The sequence below is a fragment of the Pseudomaricurvus alkylphenolicus genome (assembly GCF_011683955.1).
Taxonomy (GTDB): Bacteria; Pseudomonadota; Gammaproteobacteria; order Pseudomonadales; family Cellvibrionaceae; genus Pseudomaricurvus; species Pseudomaricurvus alkylphenolicus.
The window spans coordinates 224,037-250,895 of sequence record NZ_JAAQPI010000012.1; the positions used below are offsets into that span (position 1 = coordinate 224,037).

The window sequence follows — 26,859 nt, forward strand, 5'->3', positions numbered from 1 at the left end:
CGACAAGCCCTGTTGTCATACAACGGGATTTTTAGCTCATTTCGTGCTCCAGGCGCGCCTTGAATTACTCCTGGGCAATAAACCCCCGATGTTAACTTATTCCCAGGCATTCAGCATCCGGATTCTTTGTGACACACTTCACATCAAAGGTCTTTCAGAACAGACTAACGGCGTCACAAATCAAACCCGTTAATTGCCTTCAAGTTGAGCAAGCAACGTCTCTGCTTCCTTTCTCTTAGGAAAATCCCGGCTGACCTCAAGCAGTTTGAGCAACTCTTCAATAGCACGTTGCTTGTCTCCAAGCTTGCTGAGAATCATGGCTCGATGATAGGCAATGACAGAATTCGCAGGTTCCAGCCTGTGGGCCTGATCAATGACGTCCTTGGCTTTCTCCAGCTTGCCCCGATTGACCAATACAACGGCATAGGTATCTTGCAAACGCGCCATTTGCGGGGCCTTCTGCACAGCCTTGGCTGCATGCTTTTCAGCCTTTTCGGGAGAGTGGTCTTTTAGCAACCAAGCCAGATTGTTCAGCACAATGACATTTTCAGAGCCAAGCCCGATCAAGGTTTCGAACAGTTCCACGGCCCTCTTCTCGCTACTTCGCTCAAAATGGCGATTGGCCAGATCAAAAAGTACGATTTGATCCTTGGGGTGCTTGGTCAACCACCCTTCCAGCAACTCGACGGCCTTGTCCTGCTGCCCTCTATTCCACAGTGCGTTGGTCCAACGGATCAAATTGTGATTATTATTAGCCTCTTCAAATGCTTGTTCGAATAGCAAAGTAGCGGTATCAGAATTGCCACGAGCTTCATGCAACTCCCCTCTAAGGGCCAACGTGTCTGCTCTTTCGCCCGTGATCTTTTCAAGCTGCTTAATAAGATTCTCTGATTCCTCAAACTGCCCCCTTTGAGTGTTGACGCTAACCCACTCCTTTAAAACCGCAACATTCTGAGGGTTCGCATTATAGGCTTCAGCTATGCCCTCCGCGTAGCGTCGATAGTCACCCATCGTACCCTGTAACATCGCCAGCGAATATCGAGCCTGTGCATCCTTGGGATATTTCTGGATATATTGTAATAAGGTCGCTTCCGCCCCAGAGAGGTCTCCCGTTCTCAACTTTGCTTCAGCAAAAGCACTCAATAGATACGGGATTCGCTCAATGCTTTTCGCCTGCAATACACTCAGGATTTCTTTGTGCTGGTTGGTTTGCTCATAAAAGCGTACCAGCTTAGATAGGGCAGCTACAGAGTCTGGATGTTTGCCGGCTGCCCTCTCCAGCTTTTCTCCCGCCTCGCTTTCAAGACCCCTCTCAAATTGAAGCGTCGCGATATTGAGTAAGGTTTCTAAATCATCGGAGTCATGCTTCAGCGCTTGCTGATAATAGTCTTCTGCCCGGCCAAATTGACCCTGCGCAATAAATACAGCCGCTAAGCCGCTATAGGCGGAGAGATTTTTGGGGTCCTCCGACAGCACTTCGTTAAACACCCGTGTTGCCTCAGGTAAATTTTCCCAGTCCATATAAACTGAGCCGGCTAACAATAATGGCTCAATAGAATCAGGATGCTCCACCTTAAACCTGTCGGCGACTGCCAGTGCCTGATCAAACTGCCCGTTCTGCCTATAAGCCATAATGAGGTTGCGATTTGCCTCGATTGAAGCTGGATCTTCATCATAAATCGACTGAAATACCGCAATAGCGTCAGTAATTCTGCCTGCTTTGATATAGGCATCTGCCACCTGTACTTTGCGTGCTTGCGACTCGGGCTCCAACGCCAGAATTTTTTCCCTGATCTCTGAATTTTTTTGAAACTGCCCCTGCAGCAGATAGCTGTCCGCCAGCACCTCTAGAGCAAATGCATCATCCGGGTTTTGTTTCAGAATATTGTTGATCAGCTTCTCCGCAACTCCAGCATCACCCAAAAGAATGCTGTTTGATGCCAACATTTTTTGAGCTTCAATATTGTCCGCTTCCAGAGAAAGGTACTTATTCAAATAGTCGGCAGCTATGTCTGAATTTTTTAGCAAATAATGAGATGAGCCCGCATAAAGAAGAGCCGCCGGATAGCTGCTGTACTTAGCCAGCGCTTTCTCAAAATGTTCAACCGCACTTTGGTAGTTTGTTTTTTGATAGGCGATCAAACCTCGGGAAAAGAGCACTTGCGGGTGGCCGGCAAAGCTCGCGTCCAGAGCATTCAAGTCTTTTTGAGCTCCATCTAGATCTCCCAGTCTCACTCGCAATAAACTTCTGTTCATGAGTTCATTGGGTGCCCTTTTTTTCAGTCTAATCGCTTCCGAATAGGACTCATGGGCTTTTTCATCATGCTCCTGTACCGCCTCAATGTACCCCAAAAAGCTCCATACACGAGCAATATCACCCTCGCCCACCTTGGCTTTCTCGATCCATTCATAAGTCGATGCCAGGTCACCTTTGTAGTGGTGCCACATCGCGGTTCCAAGAGCAGCCTCCATATTGGAGGCATCGAGTTCCAATGCTTGATTCAAGTACTGCCGGGCCTGATCCGATACTTCCAGGGATAGAGAAGACACAGCTTTGTACGACAGTGCCAAAGACCGCATGGGTTTACTGAGCTCTGATGGCAATTCCAGTTCGATCAGATCCTGGAAGTCACCAGCTAGTAACAAAGATTTTGCCAACTTCGGATAAACGTCAAGCTCTCCAGGAGCATATTCAACAACCCTCAGAAATTCCTTTTTAGCGGACTGAGCATCTTCAAATAAAAGATATATGTCACCCAGTTTGTTGCGCGCCGAGACATTTTTGGGCTGCTGTTGTACTACGGCCTTTAAATCGGTCACCGCGGCCTTGTATTCGCCCCTGGAAATACTCTGATCCGCGCGTTCCAGCAATTGATCGACATCCAGCTGTCCTCCACACGCTGCGAGGAATACCAAAGAGAACAATACTGCCAAATTCCTTATTTTCGCCATTTCCATCCTCATTCAAATAATATGGCAACTAACATAGTGCACTTCCATCAATACTAAGCAATGCAGCCTATGAGTTGAAGAGAAGATTTGCAGTCCCTTAATCAAACACTACTGTATCGAGAAGTTCTCGCTCAACGTGCGAACATCGAAGCTTTCGAAAAACCTGGAAATGCGCCATCAAAGGTGGCAGTTCGTCACAGGATAAATAACTTCAGTGATAAATAAAAAAACCCCACCAGGATCGGCCCTGATGGGGTTTTTAAAAGGTATTTTAGTGAGCTGATTAGCTAGCCAGACGCTTGCGACGACGCACCATTCCCATACCCAGTAGGCCGGCACCCAGGATCGCAATTGATGCGGGCTCCGGGATCACTTCCGCGTTAGCGTCAGAGAAGTGATCGATAGTCAGCTGATAGCGCTGGTCAGCAACCACAGCAAATGATCCGCTGAACCCAGTCGCCACCACGCTGTAGTCAAAGTCATCTCCAGGTACGGTGGAGGAGCGAGAAGCTGCACCGTTAATAGCAAGAGGCTCGTGCGCGTGAACCAGCGCTCCACCAAGAGTGCTATTTGTTACAGTCAGGGTGAAGCCAATCGACGCATTGGCTTGGGTTCCCGCAACATCTGGGGTCAGGGCTGCACGTATGTAAGCATCAGCAATATAGCTGTAGTGCATGGTGCCTGTTGCTCCCGCGATCCAGGAGAAGCTGGTTTGTACACCCAAGTTATTACCGGCTGCTGTACCAACTCCTGTCTTTAGTCCCACCTCCGCCAAGGTTTCGGCGGTAACATCTGGAAGCACAACGCCAGGGAAGTTGACTGACGCGCCACTCAACAGTGCATCACCAACCACATAGTTACCAGCTGGCAGTGTCGGCTTGGTCAGGAAAGAACTGAAGTCGTTTTCACCGTAAGGGCAAGCGCCCACGCAAGATTGGAGAATATCCAAGCCGGCTGCAGAGGCTGGTGCAGAGTCGCTGTGGAATTCATTCGTGCCATTCAAGGTGGCACTGGTATCACCCTCGTTATTCACAGCAGAATTAAATATAAGATCCGTACCAACGGTAAGCTTGGAGCCGCCAGCGTCCGTGAATTTCAAACCGCTGATTTTCAAATACGCCGTCGCAATTCCATCCGCGAACACACCGCCAGACGCACCAACCAACAGTGAGGCCGCCAGCACCGATGATGCAAACTTTTTCAATTTCATAATTCCTTCCCTCTCTTGAATACGTAAACCCACGTATAACTCGATATAGCGACTGCGCTCACCTACGTATCACTTTTACAATGTAGCCAAGGCGCTTTCAAACTTTTATCGCAGCCATTCACCGCGAAACTGGTATTTACAAAGCAATAGCCAGGCCAAAATAATTTATTCCTTTAAATTCAGACACTTAACCCACAGCCACGAAAGATAGAACGACAGAAAGCATGTAACTGTAAAAGCCATTGACACCCCTCAAAAGCTCAACACTCAAAGCCCATACCGCCCAGAAGACAGCACCCCGGACGGATCCACCACCTGCTTCACCCCCTTAAGCAGATGCTTATAAGGAGAACCATCCCCGGCAACCAGCCCCATGGAGGCAATACTCAGCCGATACGGGTAATAACCATTGCTGGTCAGCTCCTTTAACAGCTCATCGTGACAGGCCATGGCTCTTTCATCCTCTCCCTCAATATTCCGGTCAAAGGAGATGTTGATAACACAGTCCATGGCCCTTTCGGTCAGCAAGGTAATGGACACAGTTGGCTCGAAACCGTGCTTGAGCAGCACCGTTTTAACGATATGCCACAGGTTCTTGGCATTAGCGCCGGAGGTGGCGGCAATGGGAGCCACCCAGATCAGGCCGCAGCCATCCCGATCGGGGTCCAGATCACCGGACGGCACCTCCTTCTTGCGCCAATAGGTGCTGGCGATCATGGAGTCCGTCGGCACGCCCTTGGTGAGGCCAAACAAAGGTTTGAGCAGTTTTAACATCTGTGTCAGGTCGACACCCGTAAACCACTGGTAAGGCTTGGCCACCATTTCAGCCAGCTTCAGGGTCCGGGCATCAATGAACTGGAGCTTTTTGACCCGTCCCTTAAGCGTACGTTTGATCAACTTGGTGGCCGCCCGCACCTCGGCCTTGCTGCCATAGAGGGCTCCAGAGGCATTCCAGGCCCCAAAGTCCCATTTTTTTGACAGCTCCTGCATCACCTCGGGGGTCAAAGGGGTTTTGCCCTGCATCACCTCCCATGGATAACCTTGCACCGAGCCCAGAACCTTGTAGTCATTGCCAATATGCATGGCGCTTTTCAGGGTACCGTTGAGACGTAGAGGCCTGAGGACTTCAATCAGCTCGGGCAGATCCTCTTCTCGCTCCAGGCTGCAGAAGAATTTCTTGTAGGCCTCAGGCGCGGGATCCAGCCACAGCGTCACCCGGGTAATGATGCCAAGGTTGGACTGAGTAAACAGGCCATCGACATAGGGACCCACTCCCCATTTGTAGACGCCCTCCCCCTTGGCGTTTTCGAAACGGCCAAATCCGGTTTTCAGCAGCTCGCCGGTGGGCAGCACCACCTCCATGCCGCCGACCTGCCCGAAATGGTCCGCCATACGAGTGTGCCCAAAACCCCTGTCAGCAATATTGCCAATCAGGCTGTGCTCGGTGAAGGACCCTGTCGCGTCCATCCACAGATTAGAGTCGCGGGATTGCAGAAATTCGTACAATTGCGCCTGGGAGACCCCGGGCTCAATCACCACGTAGGCCAGCTCTTCACTGAAATCGACAATGCGATTGAGCTTTCTCAGCTCCATCACCACCGCCTGGTCGCAGGTAGGCACCCTGGAGCCATAGCCCACATTTCTGCCCGTACTGATCACATAGACCTGGGTACCGGTTTCCGTAGCCACCTTCATGCAAGCCTGCACCTGCTCAGTGGATTCCGGGGTAATGATGGCTCGGATGGATTTATCTGTTTTGAAGGTCGCCGTTTCGTAGGCCGTAATCCTGTCCGGATCCTCACTGACGTTGTCAGCACCCAGAATAGCCCGAAACTGATCCATTGCGTTGATTTGCTCTATCGACATAGTCCCTACCTTAGCCAGACTGCTCGGTTAACGCTGAATGAGTAGAGACTGGCAGATTTTCTGACAATGGGGTCACCCCTGCCTGGTGACCTGTTCTTGCCCCGCCACCCTGGCAATTTTGCTGACAGCTGTCGTTCCTAGGCCTTCAGCAGTGGGTGATTTTCAAAAGTGTTATAGATGTGGGAATACAAGTCCTGAATATTGCTCTTGATCCCCTGTGCCGCCCTTTCACCACAGAGGTAATAGGGCGCCCGAATACCGTGATAGTCCATATCCTGGCCCGCACGCTCAACAATGATCCCGGACCGGGACATCAGCTTTGGCAGAAAAGGTTCTGTCATCATCAACATATTGCCGCGACCGGCCGCGTTGGACATGGCAATGGCCGCCAGAAACGCAGAAACGGCAATCAGGGGAAAGGTCCTGTACTCTTCTTCTGAGGCATCATCAACCGCACCTACGCGGCTCATGGATTCGCCGGGGCGCTTACGGAATTCGCCATCAACGGCCAGGCGGGAGATTTCGCACATCGTTTGCCTGGGCATTTCCAGGGATCGAAGGTAATCGTGATCGAGGCAGTGATCGCAGTACTTTTCCAGGGGCAGCGGGTCTTTGTCTTTGGTATCGCGGGTGGGTACCATGCGCACGCAACCGGCGGGTTTACCGGTGGGCTTGTGGGTGATCAGACTGTGAACGGAGCCGTCGTCGAACTCGTCTCGCTCAATCTTGTCCGGAAATTCCTCGGGTCTCTCGAACCCGAACTCCTCGGCGTAAACGCGATAACGGATCCCGTAGACTTCCTTTAGCTCTTCTTCACTCTGAGCAATAGTAATATCGAAATACTTTATGTAGTTTTCCGCAATCGACTGAGTTGTCATTGTGCTTTCACCCCGGGATTATCCCTCCCGCTCCTCTCTGCAGTGGCGCACGGCTGCACCACTCCCGCGTCTTTTAATAATAACGTAATTAACAATCAATTCATCCCATATAACGGGGGATTGGGCAATTACTTCGCACAAAGAAGCCTTGGAGACGGAAAACAGGCACACTTATCCTCAGTGGAGCGCACTGCCATAACCTTTAAAGTCTTCGAGAATTGAGGTGTAGAGTTCCTTCAGGTCACCCTTCAGGCTGCCCGCGGTTTCCCCAGCCGTAATGTAATAGGGCGCTCTGATGCCATGATATTCGGTGTCCCGGCCGGCCCGCTGCGCCACCACACCGGACCTGGCTAACAGCTTGGGGAAGAAGGGTTCGGTCATCATAAAGGTGTTTTCGCGGTGCGTGAGGTTGCTGATGGCGGTACAGGCCAGGTAAGCGGATACCGCAATCAAGGGAAAGGTGCGGCGCTCGTCTTCATCGCTGTTGAGATAGGCCATCTCACCACAGCGAGTGCTCTTTTCTAATGTACGTTTACGAAAGCGCCCATCCACGGCCAACCGCGAAACTTCGCACATGCTGTCTCTGGGCATTTCCAGTGACTCTATGAATTCCTCATCCAGACTGTTGTAGCAGTATTTTTCAAAGGGCAAGGGATCACGCACTTCGGTACTGTAGGTGGGAATGATGCGCACACAGCCGGCCGGGGTTCCGGTGGCCTTGTGGGTGACCAGACAGTGTTTCGCCTGTGGATCGTACTCATCGTATTCAATCTGATCGGGGTATTGCTCCTTGCTCTCATACCCAAACTCATCACAGTAAACCCGATAGCGGATACCAAAAACATCCTGCTTTTGCTGAGCGGTATGCGCCAATTCGACCTGGAAGTACTTGTGAAAGGTCTCTGTCAATGATGTCTGTGTCATGTTGATGTCCTGCAAATTAAACTGATACCCACTGGCGTCTGATTCAGTTTTGATGTCAACTTTCTTTCCAACGGAACAATCGTGTTTAAGCTCCGCAGCCTTTATTCATGCGCCTGTAACAGACGGGTTACCGATCCCTGCAGTATGTCGTAGACTCGGTAAAACCCTTGAACACTGCCAAAGTAAGGATCAGGAACGCCCGGCTTTCCCTCATCGACGGCCTCATTGCTGAGCATGGCAAGTTTCTCCAAAGCCCCGTCTGGTGCAGCCTTGCGCAAATCCTCCAGCACTTCGGCGTCCATCGCCAGGATCATATCGAACTTCTCAAAGTCCTTTTCCGTGATAGGCCTGGAACGCAGGCGCTTCAGATTGACGCCCTTTTCGATACAGACCCTCTGGGCTCTGGCATCCGTCTTTTCGCGCCCGCCGGCGTGAGTGCCCGCCGAGTCCACCACCCACTTGCGATGCAAGTTCCGTTCCTTAAGCCACTGGCGCGCAATTCCCTCCGCCATGGGGGATCGACAGATATTGGCCCGACAAACGAACAGTATGGATGGTTTTGCGTCCAAAGGATCGGCCCTCCAGGGCACAGAAAAAGGAGTCGAAATAACCTTGAGCAGATGATTACCAGCCATCAACGTCGTCCTCTTTTTATAAGGTCATTGACGTAACGTACCGGTATAACGTAAGTAATCCCCGACGGCCTTTCAAGCACTGCTTCCTTGGTTCCCTTGACGAAAACGCTGTTTAAGACGCCCAAAACAACACCTGTGCGCGAATCATACATTGGACTGCCGCTATTGCCCGGGTAAGCCACCGCATCCAGCTGATACACTTCGTAGGGAGCCCTCAGGCGGCGAACCTGCTCCGGGGTCAGCTTGGCCGCCTGCTGTGACGGAATTACCGAAGGGGTGATTGCCGATACAATGGCTTTGTGAGTGACCGGATAGAGCCCCAAAACCATGCCCAGGGGAAACCCGGTAAACGCCACTTCCTCCCCTTCTCGGATCATGCCATCTCCGGCAAGTGTCAGCGCCGGCAAGGATGAGCCCTTCAGCTTAAGCAACACCAGATCGTGTTCCGGGTCTTCAGCCAGCACCGTCACTTTAATCGCTGTCGCCTGCTCACCCCGCCCCGTGAATACCACCAGGCTTTCATCGTTCTTCCAGTCCACCTCTTTGGGCAGCACGTGCAAGTTAGACACCACCAGACTGCCATCACCAATCGCAAATCCGGTACCCAGAAACCGTAAGGGAGGGTTTTCGGGATTGGTGCGCTGAATCGGACGCGCGGTGCCAACAGCGACAATACTCGCCCGGACTTTGTCGATGGTGTCCGCCAGTTCGGAGGCGCTCCCCAAAGCTGGAACCGACAGCAACATAAGCCACAGGAAAAGATGTCGTATACGCCGTTCATTCACCGCTTCAGACAAAGAATGCTTGTTCAATCCTGCGCCACCCGTTCAAACTGTTTAGATCATGTCGGCCTTTTAATCCGGTACTTTATACCTCCTGATACACAAATGCAGGTTTTACGTGCCAATTTTTCACGGGCTGTGGTCGCTGCCGCTAAAAGGCTATAATTTGCGCCCGTTTTTCACTCACTACCGGATACTGCCGTTGAACACCTTGGACAGAACCTTTTCCATCGCCCCGATGATGGAATGGAGCGACCGCCATTGCCGCCATCTCTGGCGCCTTATCTCCCGTCACGCCCTTCTTTATACAGAGATGGTCACCACCGGCGCCCTGATCCATGGCGATAGCGAACGATTCCTGAAATACCACCCGGCGGAACACCCGCTGGCGCTGCAACTGGGTGGCAGCGACCCAACCGATCTGGCCAGGTGCAGCAAATTGGCGCAAGACTGGGGCTATGATGAGGTTAACCTGAACTGTGGCTGCCCCAGCGACCGGGTTCAGAACGGTATGATTGGCGCCATTCTGATGGCGCATCCACAACGGGTAGCCGATTGCATCAAGGCGATGCAGGATGCCGTCAGCATTGAAGTCACCGTTAAGCACCGTATCGGCATTGACGACATGGACGACTACAGCGGCATGGCCAACTTTGTCGAGACCATTGCCGACACCGGCTGCCAGACCTTTATCGTCCATGCACGTAAAGCCTGGTTGCAGGGCTTGAGCCCCAAGGAAAACCGGGACATCCCTCCCCTCTGCTACGAGCGGGTGTATCAACTGAAGAGGGAATTTCCGGAGTTGAATATTGTCATTAATGGTGGGCTCACCGATCTCGACACTTGTGCGGAACAGATGCCTCACGTCGACGGCGTCATGGTCGGTCGTGAGGCCTATACCAATCCCTATGTATTAGCCGAGGTGGATTCGCGTTTCTATAACGATCCCCATGAGATCCCCTCGCGACTGCAGGTGGCGGCACAGTTTACCGACTACTGCCGCGAGCAGATGAGTGAAGGGCAATTGTTAAAATATATGACACGCCATATGCTGGGGCTGTTCCAGGGGCTGCCGGGAGCGCGCCGCTTCCGCCGCCATATCAGCGAAAATGCCCATAAGCCCGATGCCGGCATCAGCGTACTGGAAGACGCCATTGCTTTTGTCAGTGGTTAAACCATAGCGACAAACCGATCAACAGGACACGCCATGTTAGACAGGATCAAAAGCTTTTTCTCAGAGCTGCTGGAAACGGAGGAGGTCAATCTGGAGGAGTCCGACCCCAGGCATTTGGCCGCCGCTGCATTAATGATCGAAATCGCCACCATTGATGAACATTTCGATGCAACGGAAATCCAGGCCCTGGTGCGCGAACTGCAGGCCCAGTTTCAACTCGACAGTGAAACGCTGCATGGACTGATTGATTTGGCGCGGCGCGAGAGCGCCTCATCCACGTCACTGTATCAGTTTACTCGATGCGTCAACGACGAGTTTTCTCCTGAGGAAAAATTCACATTACTGGAGGGCATGTGGCGCATCGCCTACGCCGATGGCAATCTCGACAAGTACGAAGAGTATATGATCCGGCGTATTGCCGATTTGATTCACGTCGCGCATGGAGACTTTATCAGAGCCAAACATGCGGCCAGGGATGGCTAGACAGCCACTGGTGAGAATTACACGTCTTCGAGGGTTTTGACCAGATCCCGGAAAGTTTCCCGATTTTCCTCATTCAGGTCCATCAGGATGCGGTGGGCCTCCAGCACTTTCTGACGAGCCTGATGCTCGTCCAGCTCTTCGGCCTCCAGACAGGTATCACACTCAAAACTTTCAGGTGATTCCTTGACGATATCAAAGATCTCAGAGAACCCCATGGAATCCAGCAGACGATTGATTCCAGCGGCAGTGGAAATAATGACCGGACGAAGCTGCTTGCGCTGGTCGGCCAGAATGGAAATCTTGGCCATCAACCCCAATGTTGTACTGTCTATAGCTTCGGCTTCTGTGAGGTCAAAAATGATCTGGGCGAAATCGTCCCGCTCGAACATCGAGTCGATAAAGTGATCAAAGGACATGCAAAGGGTAAGGCGAACATCACCAACCATTTTGATCACGTACACTCCTGCGTGATCGGCTACCCAAATCTTTCCTGGTTGCATAATCTACCCGCCGGGCCCTCAGGCCTCTCTGACGATGCTGAGAATGGCAATGTCGTCGGGCGCCTCTTCGAGCTCTTCCAGATGCAGCGCCTGACATACCTCCGCCATAGAACTATGACCATTTGACAGCATATTGAGCAAATAGTCCTCTTTCTCCAGTAAATCTTCCGGCGGCATGACTTCAAGTATACCATCGGAAAATCCCAGCAGCTGAGAACCTGCTGGAAAATCAACGCTGTACTGCGGCCAACTCTGCTTGGGGAACAGCCCCAGCGGCCTGCCCTTACCCTCCAGAAAGCGCGCCTTGCCCCTCTCAACAATCACGGGCAGAGGCAGATGCCCGGCAATACAATAGTGAAGCCTGTTCTGCTCGACATCCACAACGCCCAACAGGCATGTCATGTGATGCCCCAGACGGCTCTCAAGCAGCTGCTGATTGACACTCGTTAACCATTGATTCATGTCTTTGTCGACCCGATCTTCTCGGACGAACAAATCGTGGTCGTGCACAATTTCAGTGGCCGCATGCTTGAGCCAGACCGTGGCAAACGCCGAGGAGGCACCGTGACCGGAAACGTCGGTCAGGTAGAAAGCGAGAAATCGTTCGGAGCGAAACGCCACATCCACAAAGTCGCCGCTCAGGAACAACGAAGGGATAACACTGTGCTCCAGGCAGTAATTGCCGCGCACCAGCGGCGTTGGCGGCAGCAGGCGCTGCTGCACCTGGCGGCCAGCCTCCTGATCCTTCTCAAGCGCCCTCAGGTGATCCCTTAAAACAATATTAGCTTCTTCAAGCTGCTCTCTGTAGCGCTGGTTTTCGGCGAGCAGGTCCCGGCGCTCAAGGCTTTTGCGTACGGCATGGACCAGAACCTCCATGTCGGCCAGGGGCTTGATCAGAAAATCAGAGGCACCGAGACGCAGGGACTCCACAACATCGCCCATCACCCCGACTCCGGACATGACGATAACCGGAGTATCCTGGGAGACTTGGTGAACCTGATCCAGAACCTGTAAACCGTCCATCAGCGGCATGCGCAAATCGGTGAGCACCACGTCCGGAGCATGCTGATGAAACAGCTCCATTCCGACGACCCCCTGATCAGCCTCCAACATATCAAAACCACTGTCTTCCAGGTAAGCGACAATGCTCTGCCGCACAATGGTGTCATCATCAATGATGAGCAGTTTACGGCTTCCTGAAGGCATCAATCACCTGATTGTATGGGTTGTTGCTGGCTGAGGTGTCGCTGAAAATGGTGCTAGTGCAGTGAAATACGCGACAATAAAAGCGCTAACACTACTCCCATCGGGCAGGTCACGCAAGCTGTTCAAGGCAGAAAAATTAGGGTAACTTTTGAGCCTGGAATATGTTGAATATCGCGCCATGCGAGATCGCCCGCTACCCATTCAATATATGGTCTATAGTTGTAGTAATGGTCTGCCGTTATGACTTGGTGCTCTTTGTAAGAGAGGGCTGATTTCCATAGGGCATGAGCAAAAACGCGGACTGTATCACACACGAATTACCACGGAAGCGATCATAATTTGCAGAATCAGGGCATGGGATGAGTGAAGTGATGCCCGAAATTTCGACAGGGGGCCTTTTATGAGTACTGCGGACCGAGACTATAGTGAAAAACGCAATTTCCTGCGCATGCAGATTGATACTCCGGTATCGATTTATATTCAGTCCGATGGAGAAGACCTGACCGGGATGTGCCGGGATTTGAGTGGCGGTGGTCTTCAGGTGGAATTGAATAAAGCCTTGCCACTTGGCAGTGAAGTTGAAGTGACCATCTCATCCGGGCATGGGCACAGCCCTATGCTGCAGGCCAAGGCCAAGGTGATGCGGGTGGATGCCGGTCCTGGTGAGAAGAGTACAATGGGGATGGAGATTGTTGAGGTGAATGATTAGATAGCGGGGATTGAAAGGAGAAAGCTTAAGTCGCGCGAGAGACTGTGTGCCAGAAAGGTTAATGCTATAAACGAGCTGGGTGCCAGCGGAGAAGGAGGGATGGACTCAGAACAGCCTTTGGGCTGTTCTGACCCTTCGGGCTCCCTTTCGGTCGGTCCCGATTGCTTTGCAATCGGTCGAACCGGGGTTATAAACGGAATCCCTGCTTCTTCGACATCTAAAACAAAAAGGGCCACCCCGAAGGGGTGGCCCTTTTTGTTTTAGATGGCGGAGAAGGAGGGATTCGAACCCTCGATACCGTTTCCGATATATACCCTTAGCAGGGGCACGCCTTCAGCCACTCGGCCACTTCTCCGCGTACGTCATCAACAAAAACCCCCTCGGGGTTCCCATCGGCAACGGAGCGGCATAATACCACATTCTTCAGAGAATCAAAGACTTAGATAAAAATATTTTGGGGCAAATACAAAACAGGCCCGCCATTGGCGAGCCTGCTTGCTAAGACATCGGGATTTAGCTGGGTTGCTGATCCTGGTCTTCTTTTTCGCGCTGAATGCGCTGGTAAATCTCTTCGCGGTGGACGGCTATTTCTTTAGGCGCATTGACACCTATGCGCACCTGGTTGCCCTTTACCCCGAGCACGGTGACGGTAACCTCATCACCGACCATCAGGGTCTCGCCAATACGGCGGGTCAAAATTAGCATTACAAATCTCCTTCAAGCATCCTGTGAATACAACGGACAACAACTTACGCGGCACCGTTGTCGGTCTCTTACCTTAGCCCTTACCGCCTCTGACTTGAGGTATGGCGATACCACTACACTGTAAGTATTGTCCAGCTTTCAAAAAAAGAAAGACTCGTTAACGCCCCAGCCGGGATTTTTTACCTACTTTTAACCAAAAGTGAGCAAAATTCAGCCGTTGGTGTAAGTCACCGTCCCAACGCTCAGGTCTTACCTTTATCCTTTAAGCCTAGTTTTCAATCGCATCCAGATCAAAGGCTTTGTGCAAACAACGCACCGCCAGCTCCAGATAACGCTCTTCAATGATCACGGCAATCTTGATTTCAGACGTGGTGATCATTTGAATATTGATGTTATCCGCCGCCAGGGCATCAAACATCTTGGAAGCCACGCCGGCGTGGGATCGCATACCCACACCCACGATGGAAACCTTGGCGATCTTGTCGTCAGTGAGCACATCGCGGGCACCCACCTCTTTAGCCACTTGCTCAAGCGTGGTTCTGGCCTTCTCGATGTCGTTGCGATGTACGGTGAAGGTGATATCGGTGGTGCCATCGGCAGCCACGTTCTGTACGATCACGTCCACTTCGATATTGGCTGCGCCGATGGGGGCCAGCACGCGTGCCGCCACACCCGGGGTGTCCGGCACGCCGGCCACGGTTACTTTGGCTTCGTCACGGTTGAACGCAATACCGGAAACTACAGGCTGTTCCATATCGGAGTAATCCTCATCGAGGGTAATCAGTGTTCCAGGGCCGTCCTGGAAACTGTGCAACACACGCAGGGGTACATTGTACTTGCCCGCAAACTCTACGGAGCGGATCTGCAGAACCTTGGAGCCCTGACTGGCCATCTCCAGCATTTCTTCGAAAGTAATCTTGTCGAGGCGCTTGGCCCCTTCACAAACCCGGGGGTCGGTGGTGTAAACACCGTCGACATCCGTATAGATCTGACATTCGTCCGCTTTTAGCGCGGCGGCCAGCGCCACTCCGGTAGTATCTGAGCCGCCTCGACCCAAGGTGGTGATATTGCCGTCTTCATCCACCCCCTGGAAGCCTGCCACCACTACGACGCGACCGGCATCCAGATCTGCGCGCATATTGCTTACGTCAATATCCTGAATGCGGGCCTTGGTGTGGGAGTTATCAGTCAGAATCTTAACCTGGCTGCCAGTGTAGGAACGGGCATCCCAACCGCGTTTTTTCAATGCCATGCACAGCAATGCGATGGTCACCTGCTCGCCAGTGGAAACCAGCACATCCATTTCACGGGGGTCTGGATTTTCCTGAATTTCATTGGCCAGAGCGATCAGACGATTGGTCTCACCACTCATGGCCGATACGGCGACGACGATATCGTGGCCATTGGCCCGAAAACCGGCCACCTTGTCAGCCACCGCCTCAATACGCTCAATGGTGCCTACCGAGGTACCACCGTATTTTTGTACAAACAGACTCATTTGCAACCCTGACTACATCTGCGACACGTAAAAAATGGGCGCCAATTAAACACTAAATTGGCGCAAAAGTTAACCCGGCGACTGTTTTAGCCCAATTGCTCTTGAACCCAGCCACTTACCGTCTCAAGCGCGCCGGGCAGAGCGGCCAGGTCGGTGCCGGCACCTTTGGCCTTATCCGGCTTGCCGCCGCCTTTGCCACCCACCAAGGGAGCAAAGTACTTGATCAGATTGCCGGCGGAAACGCGGTCCTGAAGATCATCAGATACGGCGGCAATCAGGTTGATCTTCTCCCCCGCAGGGCTGGCCAACAAGACCACCGCCGAACCCAGCTTGTCTTTGAGCTGAGCCACAGTGTTGTCCAGGGATTTCATGTCAGCGCCTTCGATCTGGCTGGCCAGCACTTTGGCACCGGCCACTTCGACCGCATCACCAGCCAGGTTACTGCCCGCAGCCGACGCCAGCTTGGCTTTGAGTTGCGCCAGCTCTTTCTCCAGCTGCTTGTTTTGGCTGACCAGGGCCGACACTTTGTCCGCCAATGTATCCGGGCGCCCCTTAACCATGGCACTGACCTGGCCAATCAAAGCTTCGCTCTGATCGAACAATCCCAGGGCTTTTTCAGCGGTTACGGCTTCCAGTCGGCGGATGCCTGCAGCAACACCACCTTCGGAGGTAATACGGATCTGGCCGATATCACCGGTGCGGCTGGCGTGGGTACCACCACACAATTCCACGGAGAAACCCTCACCCATGGACAGCACGCGCACTTCGTCGCCGTATTTTTCGCCAAACAGCGCCATGGCACCTTTGGCTTGCGCGGTTTCCATATCGCACACATCGGTGGCGATATCGGAGTTCAGCAGGATTTGTTGATTCACTCGCGCCTCAATGGCCTTAAGCTCTTCGGGCTTGACGGCCTCAAAGTGAGAAAAGTCAAAGCGCAGGCGCTCGGAGTCCACCAGAGACCCCTTCTGGGTCACATGATCACCCAACACTTCGCGCAGAGCGGCATGCAAAAGATGCGTGGCAGAGTGATTGAGTGCTGTGGCGCGGCGTACATTGGCATCCACGTCGGTGTTAATGGTGTCGCCTTTGTTCAGACTGCCCTGCAGGACAACACCCATATGCAGATGGTTGTCACTCTGCTTGGTGCAATCACGTACTTCGAAGCGGCCGCCTGTGGCTGTCAGGTAACCACTGTCACCCACTTGGCCGCCAGACTCAGCGTAGAAAGGCGTGCGATCGAGAATTACCAGCCCCTCGTCGCCTTCGGCCAGGGAGTCGACCGCATCGCCATCTTTATAAAGGCTCAGGATGGTCGCTTCACCCGCCAGATCGCTGTAACCGGTAAATTCTGTCTTCCCGTCCAGCTGAAGGCTTGCGGAATAGTCCACCTTAAAGGCTCCGGCGGCCCGGGCTCGGGCACGCTGCTCAGCCATAGCGGCTTCATAACCTTCTTCATCGACCGTCAGCTCACGCTCGCGGGCAATGTCAGCAGTTAAGTCCAGCGGAAAGCCATAGGTATCGTACAAAGTGAACAAAACTTCACCAGGCACAACACTGCCTTTCAGATCCTTTAATGCGTCTTCAAGAACCGCCATGCCCTTATCAAGGGTCTTTTCAAACTGTTGCTCCTCGGCAAGCAGTACCTTTTCCACCTGGGCCTGCTGTTTCGTCAGCTCAGGATAGGCATCACCCATCTGGGCGGCCAGCTCAGCAACAAGCTTGTGGAAGAACGCCTGCTTCTGGCCCAGCTTGTGGCCATGGCGAATAGCACGACGAATAATGCGACGCAGAACATAACCGCGACCTTCATTGGAGGGCAGTACCCCATCGACCACCAGGAAGGCGCAGGAGCGAATATGGTCGGCGATCACTCGCAGGGATTTGTTCTCCATGTCGGTAGCGCCGGTTTTTTCGGCAGCGTCCTTAAGCAGCGCCTGGAACAGGTCAATCTCGTAGTTAGAGTGAACATTCTGCATAACCGCAGCGATACGCTCCAGGCCCATGCCCGTGTCCACCGAGGGTTTGGGCAGCGGCGCCATGGTGCCATCGGCACTGCGGTTAAACTGCATAAACACCACATTCCAGATCTCGATAAAGCGATCGCCATCTTCCTCCGGCGTGCCTGGAGGACCACCCCAGATGTCTTCGCCGTGATCGTAGAAGATTTCAGTACAGGGGCCGCAGGGGCCGGTGTCACCCATGGCCCAGAAGTTATCGGACTGATAACGTCCGCCCTTATCGCCGATTCGGATAATACGCTCTTCAGGCACACCCACCTGGTCCTTCCATATGTCGTAGGCCTCGTCGTCTTCCTGATAGACCGTTACCGTCAGCTTGTCAGCGGAAATACCCAGCCACTCGCTGGAGGTCAGGAATTCCCAGGCGTAGTGGATAGCATCGCGCTTGAAGTAGTCGCCAAAGCTGAAGTTACCCAGCATTTCGAAGAACGTATGGTGACGGGCGGTATAGCCGACGTTTTCCAGATCGTTGTGTTTGCCGCCCGCGCGTACGCAGCGTTGGGAACTCGTGGCCCGAGTGTAATTGCGCTTGTCTTCACCCAGGAAAACGTCTTTGAACTGCACCATACCGGCATTGGTAAACAGCAGGGTCGGGTCGTTGCCCGGCACCAGGGAGCTGCTGGGCACAATCTCATGGCCCTTGGTCTGGAAAAACTTCAGGTAGGCGTCGCGAATTTCTGCGCTCTTCATAAATCGGGTTCCGAAGGCTAGCGGTTAGGGGCTGGGAGGCGATCAATCAGCTTCCGAGTCCGGCATTCAAAAAGCGCATCAGTATATAAGAATCGATGGCAAACACCGATAGGGAGGGTGGCATTTTTGCCGATTTTGAGGAGTTTTTTCGGTTATGGATGGCCAGGTGGCTGAAAACTGAGCCGATTAGGGGCTGTGTAAGCGCATCCAGAGGGAATCAGCGTAGATAGATCAAGGGGGCCGGGGCTAGAACCCCAGCTGTGACTCACTGAACAACTTGCCGCCCAAAATGTGCAGATGCAGATGAAACACGGTTTGACCCGCCTGCTCTCCGTTGTTCACGATCAAACGGAAGGCGTCCCCGACTCCGTGCTCATTGGCAATTTCGCCGGCTTTGACCATCAGCTTGCCGAGCAGCGCCTGGTCCTCGGCGGTGGCATCCACCAGTCGGGGGATGGGTTTGCGGGGGATCAACAGCAAATGAACGGGGGCTTTGGGGGCGATATCCTTGATGCAGATGCAATCGTCATCCTCGTAGACCTTGTCGGAGGGAATTTCGCCGTTCATGATACGGGTAAAAATCGAATCTTCTGACATTGCCGGGTTCCTTTTCTTTAACTTTCGTTATGGGCGTCTTTTTCTTCCTGAGACAGCTGGCGGGCCTCCCCTTCCAGCATTACGGGTATACCGTCACGCACCGGATAGGCCAGGCCGCTGGCCCAGCAGATCAGCTCCTGCTTGTCTTTATCGTATTCCACGGGGGCCTTGCTCACAGGGCAGACCAGCAGGCTGAGAAGTTTCTTATCAATCATAGCGTCACTTTCTACAGTGGTTGGACTTGTTGGCGCACATCTTACTTAAGCGCTTGGTTCTTGTCCGTCTTTTTTGGCATGGGAGGTACCAGCAACTGGGGATCTACCCGTTGGTCAAACCAGTTCATACGCCAGTCCAGGTGAGGGCCGGTCGCCCTGCCGGTAGCACCGACTTCTGCAATGACGTCCCCCTGATTGATCTCCTGCCCCACCTCGACCAAAAGCTTACTCAAGTGAATAAAGGAGGAGGATAAACCATGTCCGTGGTCAACGATCAGGGTGCCTCCGGAAAAGAACATGTCTTTGTGCGCCAGGGTCACCACGCCGCCGGCCGGAGCCGTTACCCGGGTTCCCGTGGGAGCGGCAACATCCACCCCAAAGTGCGGGCGCCGCGGCTCGCCGTTATAGTATCTCTGGCTGCCATAAACACCGGTAATGGGGCCGGTCAGGGGCCAGACAAAGCTTTGGCGAAAGTTTTGGCGCGGTGTGATCTGTTTACGCGCCTCTCGGGCCTGCTTGGCCTCTGCCCGAATTCTGGCCAGGTGCCCGGGATCAGGGGTCACGGTTCTGGCGGGAACTCCATTGACCTTTTGAATACGGTATTGGCGTTGCTCGACGGGATAGTGAAAAACCCGGGATTCGCCGCTGCCGTTTTCAACCACCAGGCTGGCCTGTTTGGGAAAATCCCGGCCCAGGCCGAGTACAAAATGTCCAGCAGCGCTGACCGGTACGGTTCTGTCCAGAAAGGTGACCCTATGCCCGGCGGGCAGATGACCATAGATCAATGCGCCCTGCTTCCACTGCCCTTGCAGCTGGGGTTCGACAATCTCGGCTCGCGAACTCAGGCTGAACATAACAAGCACCAGCACACAGAGGGATGCCGCAATCTTTGTGCTCTTGAGAAGACTCCAGGATACTCCCACGGGTTTTACTCGCATTATTGCTCTTCGGGTTGGCATATTATACCGCTTTGGCCACTGCTTTTACTGATCCGCCAGAGTAACATAATCCGTTAGTGGCGGTGGATCGTAGATTACCCGTAATTCCTGATTTGGCGATGCGGAAGGTAACCACTCAACAGTAATGATGTTTTCACCAGTAACCAGCTATTCTCCACCCACTGGCCTGCGCAATGCCCATGTCCAGAATATCGCCTCCAGCGTGGGGCTGCGTAAATGGCTGGTGCATCGACGCAGCCGGAGCTTCAGGCATCACTCCCGGGAAGTCATCCTGGATTGCGGCCAGGGCGTGCGCCTGCAGGGGTATTACAACCCGGCTGGTGCGCAAGCCCCTCTGATCATACTGCTTCACGGCTGGGAGGGTTGCAGCGACTCTTCCTATATTTTGTCTGCCGCCCTGAACCTGCATCGCCATGGCTTTGCTGTATTTCGCCTGAACTTTCGCGACCATGGCAGCAGCCATCATCTCAACCGGGAATTGTTTAACTCGACCCGGCTCTCGGATGTGACTGGGGCGCTGGAAGCCATAAGCCGGCGATTTAATCACCCGCGCTATGGTTTGGCCGGATTTTCTTTAGGTGGCAACTTTGCTTTGAGGTGCACCCTGGCACAAGCCAATTGCCATTATGAGCTTTATCAAACTGTCGCGATTTGCCCCGTTATTTGTCCAAACGACACCATGAAGACTCTGGCCGACGGGATACCCTTTTATGAAAGTTACTTTGTACGCAAGTGGAAAGAATCGCTGCTGGAGAAGACCCGTCACTTCTCCCATCTGAGGTATCAGGACAAGCTCAAGCAAGTGAGTACATTAAAAGAACTGAACGAGTATTTTATTCCGACGCATACGCCGTTCTGCGACAGCGACAGTTACTTTGACGCCTATCATTTGAAAGACAAGCGGCTGGAATCGATACCATCGCCCACGACCATTATCACCAGCGAGGATGATCCAATCGTTCGTGCCAGGATGCTGCCAAGGCAACTCAACAATCCGCAACTCAAGGTGGAGCTGAGTCGCTATGGTTCCCATTGCGCGTTTCTAAAAAATTACGCGATGGAGAGCTGGGTGGACGACAGGCTCGTCTATCTGTTTCAGTCGCAGGATCGGTAACCTCGCCCTTACCCAAAGGGCGAGGTTACTCATCAATCCGTCTGGAGACTATTGCTGTCAATCAGATCCTGCAGCAGTTGGGTCTGGTCTTCCAGCACTATGATCTGATCAGGTGTCGAGAAGTTATTACTGCCATCGGAATCCACCTTGATGCGAGTATCATCGGCGTCCCCATCCCCATCGAAATCACCGCTATCGACCTCCAGATAATCACTGAGGTTATCTGCACTTTCACTCTGCAGCAGATCTTGAAGATCCAGTACATCGCCCTCTGCAGCATTGAAGTCGGTGATGATGTCGGTGCCGCCGTCAGCATCAGCAGCCTTCCAGGCAAAGGTGTCGGCACCGCTGCCACCGGTCAGGGTATCATCTCCACGACCACCAAACAGGATGTCTTCATCTTCACCACCCAACAGGGTATCGCCACCGCCTTCGCCAATAAGTATGTCACTGCCCGCCAAGCCACTCAGCTGGTCTTCAGTGTCTCCACCCACCAGTCTTTCGCCATTGGCGGTGCCGGTGAGTTGGCTGCTGACATCCCGACCCACATTAAGGGTAACCTCGCCGCTGGAGGTATCTCCGTCTCCATCCGCTGAAGTGTAGCTGAACTGCTCTTGAATCGTGTTACCCGCAGCAAGATCAGCGGGTGGGAGATATTCGTACTCACCGGTAACAAAGTTGAGCCTCAAGACACCACCAAGATCGGTATGAACCTGCAACTCACTGCCTGAAACCACCTCCGCTCCATAGGTGATTTGGTCAAGCGCTGCCGAGTATGAATACACGATTCCATTCAGGGTGATGCCAGTAAAGGAACCACCGTCTGCACCGAAACCATCAGCTTCGATAGAGCCGAACAATCCTCCAATCACAGGAGCCTTGATGGTCAGTAACAACTCGTTAGTGAGCTCGTCGCTTTCGGTAACCAGCAGGCCGTCGCGATCTTCTGCTTCCCGCCCGTCATAAGCCAATGGATCCAGATAGAACTGACTGCTGGCACCAAGGTCATCGCCAAATCCAACCGCATAGGAATCTATCTCGTTGGTCGTCAGGAAGTTCTGCCATTCCGTCACTTCGTTGTCTTTAAGACCTCGACTTCTGCGCGGTTCAGTCGGCACACCATCCGATAGGAAATAGGAAACATTCGACGATGACTCTGCAGGCAATTTTCCAGCGACTGCGAATCCTGTTTCCGCAGTCGCAACGGCCAGGTCATAGTCTGTGGCGCCATCAGGCTCCAGACTGCTGTCGCGAGAACCTTGCGTGCCATCTCCAATAAACGCCAGAGCGGCGTCCGCATCCAGCCAGGTTTCTCGATAGGCAGCGGAATCGCCACTGCTGAAGGTCACAATTTGTACCTTGGTTTCACCAAGACTTTGGTAGGACTCGATCAGCTCACGGATGGAACGCAGCAGCAGTTCCATGCGCTCAATCGTTTCTCCGCCACTGACAATCAGATCCGCCATACTGCTGGATGTATCGATGATCAACATCAGGTTGGTCTGTTGTTCGGGAACGATGTCGGTGTGAAGGATATCGCCGTTGACTGGTGTATCGTCAACAATTGCAATCTGCAGATTTTCTGTATCCTGCTCTCCATCTCGATCTGTAGCAACGATACTTAAGCTTTCCATCAGAGTATCGTTGCCTGCGCCTGGGTGGTTTTTGGCTTCTGACAAGGCATAGCTGTAAGAAACCTGACCGCTGGCGCTATCGAAGCCCGTAATCGTCAAAGCTCCATAGGTTCCGTTGATCACTGTAGCGCCCGCAAAACTGCCGCCGGCATTCAGAAGTTCTACCCCAGCGACCGTGAGACTGGCAAGACCATCGCCCGAGGTAACGGTGAATGTGCTGCTGGTTTGTTCGCTATTGTCGGTCGTGGACAGCAGGCCGGACTCATAGACCGTATTGGTATCCCCGACGTCCGGGCGATCAGCAAAGTTACCAACACTGGTCTCAGTGACCGTAATTTCGGGAACGAAGTTGCCTTCCAAGGTGATGTCGATCAGACCGGAGGCCTGGTCCTGATCATAGTCTGTGAGTGTGTAGCTCAAAGGCAGATCCACATCGACCTGGTAGTTGTTCGCCGTTACGCTGGTAAACGCTACCCGGAAGTCGTTGTTACCGGAGTTCGGGGCACTGATGGTGATATCGGTAAAATAGATCGCTCCATTCTGCAACGGAATATCGAAAGGCATATCGCCATTACCGGTACCGTCAACACTGCCGCTATAGGTGACCGTATTACCGTCGTTATCGACGGCCGCGGTAACTTCCCAGTTCAACGTATAATCGGCGCTTCCCTGGCCCTCGACCAGGAAGTCAATACCGGTTACCTGACCATCGGAGCCATCGAGGTTGCGGAAATCCATAAACAGTTGTTCGCCGTCATTGATCCAGTTTCCGCCGACGCCGATCCAGTTGTTATTGGTGTTAACTGTTTGCGTCACTCCGCCGGCATCAACAGCTGCCATGGAATCGATAAGGAAGTTGCCGAAACCCAGTTCCAGCTGATCAATATTACCACCACTGATTACGGTATAGGCCGCTTCATTCGACACCATGCCAAGGCTGCCAACCACATTCATCAACTGGAATGAATACTGGGGATTCATATCGCCATTGACGGTGGTGGGATCAATCACGGCCTGGAAGATCACTGTACCGTCGGCCAGTTCACCCGTCAGGGTACCGTCACCGTGGTCAACGTATAGGATGTCCTTACCATCGAACACCAGATTTGGTAAGCCCGCCGTGTTCCAGGTTACCGTGGTGGCATCATTGGAAATGATAGCGCTATCAAGGAATCCGGATTCGCTGTACACGCCGTCGTTGTCGGTCACAATGGTGTGATCACCGGTAACTTCGGGAACGTCGTCATTTACCGTCACGGAGAACTGCGCAGTTGCCTGGTCACCGGAAGGCTGAACGGTTGCCTGGTTGCCGCCTGCATCGGTGGCTGCAAGATTGAAAGGCAACGTCAGGTCGTTTTCACCTGAGGCATCTGCATGATCCAAGGGTGCAACTTGGGTAAAGGTGTAGCCGCTGTTGTCTGCACTCAGAACAATGGTGAACACGGTGGTTGAGGCCGTGCTGGCGGTCAGGGTGCGAGTGCCGGCATCCCAGTTATAGCTGACCGCATCGCCATTGGAGGTCAAGGGATTACCGCCAGCGTCTTGCGCTGTGCTGTCGTCAATACTGAGAATCAGCGCCGAATCCACATTCGAGATTGAACCCGTGTATTGAATATCGTTGCCGCCAGCGCCGTCTGTATTTTCGTTGACGTCATCATCGTCGGCTGAGGCATTGTCGGCACTGAAAGTATCGTCGTTGAGGATATTGGTGGTGACCGCCGTGGTATCCACAGCAACGATCTCGTAACTCTCGCTGGTAATAGTCGCGGTGGCTGCCACCAACGCCACACTGAAAAACTCCGTAGGTTCAACCAGGTTATCTGCAACCGATGCGGCGCTGAACACTTGACCCAGATTAACCTGCCCGCTTGTCGCGGTGTAATCTGTCGCGTCGGCTGAATCCGCAACAGCCCCGAAGTTGACGTCTACCGTTCCCGTTGAACCGGCTATTTCGTTGCCGGCGGCATCGACAAGTATTGCTTTGTAGTAACTGGTTTGACCTTCTGTTACCTGGCTTTGGGCTATCGCTGTTCCCGATGAATCCGTGGCGATCAATTTCACCGTAACAGTGTCCTCGGCGCCGGGGCTGTCTTCATCAGTGATGGTGCCCACGCCCACCAGATCGTTGCCGGTGGCGGCCACATTGGCGCTCAGGTTCGACAGGGTGACGTTGTAGGTTTCATCGCCTTCTTTTAGGAAGTCGTCGGTGATGGCCACGGTGATGGTGGTGTCGGTATCACCGGCGCCGATCGAGCCATTGCCGCTGTTGGCGGTGTAATCCGCGCCCGCCGTGGCGCTGTCATCGCTGGTGGCAAAGTCGAAGGTCACTGCTTCGGTGGTGGCGTGACTCAGAGACACCGTAAAGGTGGCCGTGCCCGCGTCTTCGTTCACCGTCACGTCGTTGATGCGTATCGTTGGCGCCGTGTCGTTGTCCTGAATGGTCGTCAACTGACTCGGGGTTTGACCGTCGGCACCGGTGCTGGTGTCGATGGCTTCAAACTGACCGGTGTCTTCCACGCTCTGGATGCTGGCGGTAAAGGTCTCGTTGTCGAAGTCCGCGTCTTCCTGGGTATCGACCGTCAGGGTGGCGGAGCTGGCGCCACTGCTGATGGTGACGGTCTGTGAGGTCGCGTCGTAGTCGCCCGCTTCCGCGCTGCCGTTGGTAAAGACCACGGTCACGTCGGTGTCGGCATTGACCGTGACCGCGTTGCCGCTGGCGTCGATCAGACTGACGGTGTAATCGGTGGTGGTCGCCCCTTCGGTGACGGTGGCCGGGCCACTGATCACCGCGTAAACCGTGTCGGCCGAAGTGGTGTCTTCCGGATCGTCGGTTTCACTGCCGGCGTCGGTGATGGTGCCCACGCCCACCAAGTCGTTGCCGGTGGCCGCCACATTGGCGCTCAGGTTCGACAGGGTGACGTTGTAGTTTTCATCGCCTTCTTTCAGGAAGTCGTCGGTGATGGCCACGGTGATGGTGGTGTCGGTATCACCGGCACCGATGGAACCATTGCCGCTGTTGGCGGTGTAATCCGCACCCGCGGTGGCGCTGTCATCGCTGGTGGCAAAGTCAAAGGTCACCACTTCGGTGGTGGCGTGACTCAGAGATACCGTAAAGGTGGCCGTGCCCGCGTCTTCGTTCACCGTCACATCGTCAATGCGGATGGTCGGGGCGGTGTCGTTGTCCTGAATGGTGGTCAACTGACTCGGGGTTTGACCGTCGGCACCGTTGGTGGTGTCAATGGCTTCAAACTGACCGGTGTCTTCCACGCTCTGGATGCTGGCGGTAAAGGTGTCGTTGTCGAAGTCCGCGTCTTCGTGGGTATCGACCGTGAGAGTGGCGGAGCTGGCGCCACTGCTGATGGTCACGGTCTGCGAGGTCGCGTCGTAGTCGCCCACTTCCGCGCTGCCGTTGGCAAAGACCACGGTCACGTCGGTGTCGCTGTTCACGGTAACCGCATTGCCACCAGCGTCGATCAGACTGACGGTGTAGTCGGTGGTGGTTGCCCCTTCGGTGACGGTGGCCGGGCCACTGATCACCGCGTACACGGTATCGGCACTACCCACGGTTTCCGGATCGTCGGTTTCACTGCCGGTGTCGGTGATGGTGCCCACGCCCACCAAGTCGTTGCCGGTGGCGGCCACATTGGCGCTCAGGTTCGACAAGGTGACGTTGTAGGTTTCGTCGCCTTCTTTCAGGAAGTCATCGGTGATGGCCACGGTTATCGTGGTGTCGGTATCACCGGCACCGATCGAGCCATTGTCGCTGTTGGCGGTGTAGTCCGCGCCGGCGGTGGCGCTGTCATCGCTGGTGGCAAAGTCAAAGGTCACTGCTTCGGTGGTGGCGTGACTCAGAGACACCGTAAAGGTGGCCGTGCCCGCGTCTTCGTTCACCGTCACGTCGTTGATGCGTATCGTTGGCGCCGTGTCGTTGTCCTGGATGGTGGTCAGCTGGCTCGGGGTTTGACCGTCGGCACCGTTGGTGGTGTCGATGGCTTCAAACTGACCGGTGTCTTCCACGCTCTGGATGCTGGCGGTAAAGGTCTCGTTGTCGAAGTCCGCGTCTTCCTGGGTATCGACCGTCAGGGTGGCGGAGCTGGCGCCACTGCT

Annotated in this window: 20 protein-coding genes and 1 tRNA gene; 4 read left to right on the top strand and 17 right to left on the bottom strand. The window is 53.8% G+C overall.

The features are described 5' to 3' along the window. Positions 1 to 189 precede the first annotated feature (189 nt). The 7 genes from prsT to HBA55_RS26355 form a co-directional block, all read right to left on the bottom strand. Positions 190 to 2,952 (bottom strand): XrtA/PEP-CTERM system TPR-repeat protein PrsT, encoded by a 2,763-nt coding sequence (prsT, locus tag HBA55_RS26325; protein ID WP_166997595.1) that lies wholly within the window; start codon positions 2,950 to 2,952, stop codon positions 190 to 192. Between the two features lie 283 nt (positions 2,953 to 3,235). Then, complete coding sequence (locus HBA55_RS26330) at positions 3,236 to 4,162, bottom strand: EDSAP-1 family PEP-CTERM protein (protein ID WP_166997597.1); 927 nt, start codon at positions 4,160 to 4,162, stop codon at positions 3,236 to 3,238. A 267-nt stretch (positions 4,163 to 4,429) separates the two neighbouring features. Then, positions 4,430 to 6,028: an FAD-binding oxidoreductase gene (locus HBA55_RS26335; RefSeq protein ID WP_206019981.1), complete on the bottom strand. Its 1,599-nt coding sequence runs from the start codon at positions 6,026 to 6,028 to the stop codon at positions 4,430 to 4,432. 137 nt (positions 6,029 to 6,165) lie between these two features. Further along, positions 6,166 to 6,906: a PEP-CTERM/exosortase system-associated acyltransferase gene (locus HBA55_RS26340; RefSeq protein ID WP_166997599.1), complete on the bottom strand. Its 741-nt coding sequence runs from the start codon at positions 6,904 to 6,906 to the stop codon at positions 6,166 to 6,168. 177 nt (positions 6,907 to 7,083) lie between these two features. Further along, positions 7,084 to 7,830, bottom strand: a complete 747-nt coding sequence (locus tag HBA55_RS26345) for a PEP-CTERM/exosortase system-associated acyltransferase (protein ID WP_166997601.1) — start codon at positions 7,828 to 7,830, stop codon at positions 7,084 to 7,086. A 101-nt stretch (positions 7,831 to 7,931) separates the two neighbouring features. Continuing rightward, complete coding sequence (locus HBA55_RS26350) at positions 7,932 to 8,465, bottom strand: low molecular weight protein-tyrosine-phosphatase (protein ID WP_206019982.1); 534 nt, start codon at positions 8,463 to 8,465, stop codon at positions 7,932 to 7,934. After that, positions 8,465 to 9,277 carry a S1 family peptidase gene (locus tag HBA55_RS26355; protein WP_206019983.1) on the bottom strand — a complete coding sequence of 271 codons (813 nt, stop codon included), beginning with the start codon at positions 9,275 to 9,277 and terminating at the stop codon, positions 8,465 to 8,467. Before HBA55_RS26355 ends, HBA55_RS26350 begins: the two co-directional genes overlap by 1 nt. 211 nt (positions 9,278 to 9,488) lie before the next feature. Between HBA55_RS26355 and dusA the strand changes: the two genes are divergently transcribed. Continuing rightward, positions 9,489 to 10,421, top strand: a complete 933-nt coding sequence (gene dusA / locus HBA55_RS26360) for a tRNA dihydrouridine(20/20a) synthase DusA (protein ID WP_240946310.1) — start codon at positions 9,489 to 9,491, stop codon at positions 10,419 to 10,421. A gap of 33 nt (positions 10,422 to 10,454) precedes the next feature. After that, positions 10,455 to 10,904, top strand: coding sequence for a tellurite resistance TerB family protein (locus HBA55_RS26365; protein ID WP_166997603.1), 450 nt, complete (start codon positions 10,455 to 10,457; stop codon positions 10,902 to 10,904). 17 nt (positions 10,905 to 10,921) lie between these two features. Here the strand turns inward: HBA55_RS26365 and HBA55_RS26370 are convergent, their stop codons facing one another. Next, a complete protein-coding gene (locus HBA55_RS26370) occupies positions 10,922 to 11,350 on the bottom strand; it encodes an STAS domain-containing protein (RefSeq protein ID WP_420821512.1) in 429 nt (142 codons plus the stop codon). Positions 11,351 to 11,422: 72 nt separating this feature from the next. After that, a complete protein-coding gene (locus HBA55_RS26375; RefSeq protein WP_166997607.1) occupies positions 11,423 to 12,610 on the bottom strand; it encodes a fused response regulator/phosphatase in 1,188 nt (395 codons plus the stop codon). A gap of 400 nt (positions 12,611 to 13,010) precedes the next feature. Between HBA55_RS26375 and HBA55_RS26380 the strand changes: the two genes are divergently transcribed. Continuing rightward, positions 13,011 to 13,319, top strand: a complete 309-nt coding sequence (locus HBA55_RS26380; protein ID WP_166997609.1) for a PilZ domain-containing protein — start codon at positions 13,011 to 13,013, stop codon at positions 13,317 to 13,319. 265 nt (positions 13,320 to 13,584) lie between these two features. Here the strand turns inward: HBA55_RS26380 and HBA55_RS26385 are convergent. The 7 genes from HBA55_RS26385 to HBA55_RS26415 form a co-directional block, all read right to left on the bottom strand. Next, positions 13,585 to 13,674 (bottom strand) — tRNA-Ser (locus HBA55_RS26385). Between the two features lie 158 nt (positions 13,675 to 13,832). Beyond that, a complete protein-coding gene (csrA, locus tag HBA55_RS26390; protein WP_166997611.1) occupies positions 13,833 to 14,024 on the bottom strand; it encodes a carbon storage regulator CsrA in 192 nt (63 codons plus the stop codon). A 268-nt stretch (positions 14,025 to 14,292) separates the two neighbouring features. After that, positions 14,293 to 15,522 carry an aspartate kinase gene (locus tag HBA55_RS26395; RefSeq protein WP_166997613.1) on the bottom strand — a complete coding sequence of 410 codons (1,230 nt, stop codon included), beginning with the start codon at positions 15,520 to 15,522 and terminating at the stop codon, positions 14,293 to 14,295. A gap of 86 nt (positions 15,523 to 15,608) precedes the next feature. Beyond that, positions 15,609 to 18,233 (bottom strand): alanine--tRNA ligase, encoded by a 2,625-nt coding sequence (gene alaS, locus HBA55_RS26400; protein ID WP_166997615.1) that lies wholly within the window; start codon positions 18,231 to 18,233, stop codon positions 15,609 to 15,611. A 246-nt stretch (positions 18,234 to 18,479) separates the two neighbouring features. After that, the gene (locus HBA55_RS26405) at positions 18,480 to 18,830 is read right to left on the bottom strand and encodes a histidine triad nucleotide-binding protein (protein ID WP_166997617.1); all 351 of its coding nucleotides are present in this window, start codon (positions 18,828 to 18,830) and stop codon (positions 18,480 to 18,482) included. A gap of 17 nt (positions 18,831 to 18,847) precedes the next feature. Next, the gene (locus tag HBA55_RS26410) at positions 18,848 to 19,045 is read right to left on the bottom strand and encodes a Trm112 family protein (protein ID WP_166997618.1); all 198 of its coding nucleotides are present in this window, start codon (positions 19,043 to 19,045) and stop codon (positions 18,848 to 18,850) included. Positions 19,046 to 19,086: 41 nt separating this feature from the next. Beyond that, on the bottom strand, positions 19,087 to 19,983 hold the full coding sequence (locus tag HBA55_RS26415; RefSeq protein ID WP_166997619.1) for a M23 family metallopeptidase: 897 nt from the start codon (positions 19,981 to 19,983) through the stop codon (positions 19,087 to 19,089). Between the two features lie 145 nt (positions 19,984 to 20,128). Here HBA55_RS26415 and HBA55_RS26420 point away from each other — a divergent pair, with 145 nt between their 5' ends. Continuing rightward, positions 20,129 to 21,118: a YheT family hydrolase gene (locus tag HBA55_RS26420; RefSeq protein ID WP_166997620.1), complete on the top strand. Its 990-nt coding sequence runs from the start codon at positions 20,129 to 20,131 to the stop codon at positions 21,116 to 21,118. Positions 21,119 to 21,150: 32 nt separating this feature from the next. Here the strand turns inward: HBA55_RS26420 and HBA55_RS26425 are convergent. Next, positions 21,151 to 26,859: Calx-beta domain-containing protein (locus tag HBA55_RS26425; protein WP_166997621.1), on the bottom strand; the 5,709-nt coding region annotated here is incomplete at its 5' end.

Coding starts and splice junctions, on each gene's coding strand:
- prsT (WP_166997595.1), bottom strand. CDS start 2,952: ATGGCGAAAATAAGGAATTTGGCAGTATTGTTCTCTTTGGTATTCCTC.
- HBA55_RS26330 (WP_166997597.1), bottom strand. CDS start 4,162: ATGAAATTGAAAAAGTTTGCATCATCGGTGCTGGCGGCCTCACTGTTG.
- HBA55_RS26335 (WP_206019981.1), bottom strand. CDS start 6,028: ATGTCGATAGAGCAAATCAACGCAATGGATCAGTTTCGGGCTATTCTG.
- HBA55_RS26340 (WP_166997599.1), bottom strand. CDS start 6,906: ATGACAACTCAGTCGATTGCGGAAAACTACATAAAGTATTTCGATATT.
- HBA55_RS26345 (WP_166997601.1), bottom strand. CDS start 7,830: ATGACACAGACATCATTGACAGAGACCTTTCACAAGTACTTCCAGGTC.
- HBA55_RS26350 (WP_206019982.1), bottom strand. CDS start 8,465: ATGGCTGGTAATCATCTGCTCAAGGTTATTTCGACTCCTTTTTCTGTG.
- dusA (WP_240946310.1), top strand. CDS start 9,489: ATGGAATGGAGCGACCGCCATTGCCGCCATCTCTGGCGCCTTATCTCC.
- HBA55_RS26365 (WP_166997603.1), top strand. CDS start 10,455: ATGTTAGACAGGATCAAAAGCTTTTTCTCAGAGCTGCTGGAAACGGAG.
- HBA55_RS26370 (WP_420821512.1), bottom strand. CDS start 11,350: ATGGTTGGTGATGTTCGCCTTACCCTTTGCATGTCCTTTGATCACTTT.
- HBA55_RS26375 (WP_166997607.1), bottom strand. CDS start 12,610: ATGCCTTCAGGAAGCCGTAAACTGCTCATCATTGATGATGACACCATT.
- HBA55_RS26380 (WP_166997609.1), top strand. CDS start 13,011: ATGAGTACTGCGGACCGAGACTATAGTGAAAAACGCAATTTCCTGCGC.
- csrA (WP_166997611.1), bottom strand. CDS start 14,024: ATGCTAATTTTGACCCGCCGTATTGGCGAGACCCTGATGGTCGGTGAT.
- HBA55_RS26395 (WP_166997613.1), bottom strand. CDS start 15,522: ATGAGTCTGTTTGTACAAAAATACGGTGGTACCTCGGTAGGCACCATT.
- alaS (WP_166997615.1), bottom strand. CDS start 18,233: ATGAAGAGCGCAGAAATTCGCGACGCCTACCTGAAGTTTTTCCAGACC.
- HBA55_RS26405 (WP_166997617.1), bottom strand. CDS start 18,830: ATGTCAGAAGATTCGATTTTTACCCGTATCATGAACGGCGAAATTCCC.
- HBA55_RS26410 (WP_166997618.1), bottom strand. CDS start 19,045: ATGATTGATAAGAAACTTCTCAGCCTGCTGGTCTGCCCTGTGAGCAAG.
- HBA55_RS26415 (WP_166997619.1), bottom strand. CDS start 19,983: ATGCGAGTAAAACCCGTGGGAGTATCCTGGAGTCTTCTCAAGAGCACA.
- HBA55_RS26420 (WP_166997620.1), top strand. CDS start 20,129: ATGATGTTTTCACCAGTAACCAGCTATTCTCCACCCACTGGCCTGCGC.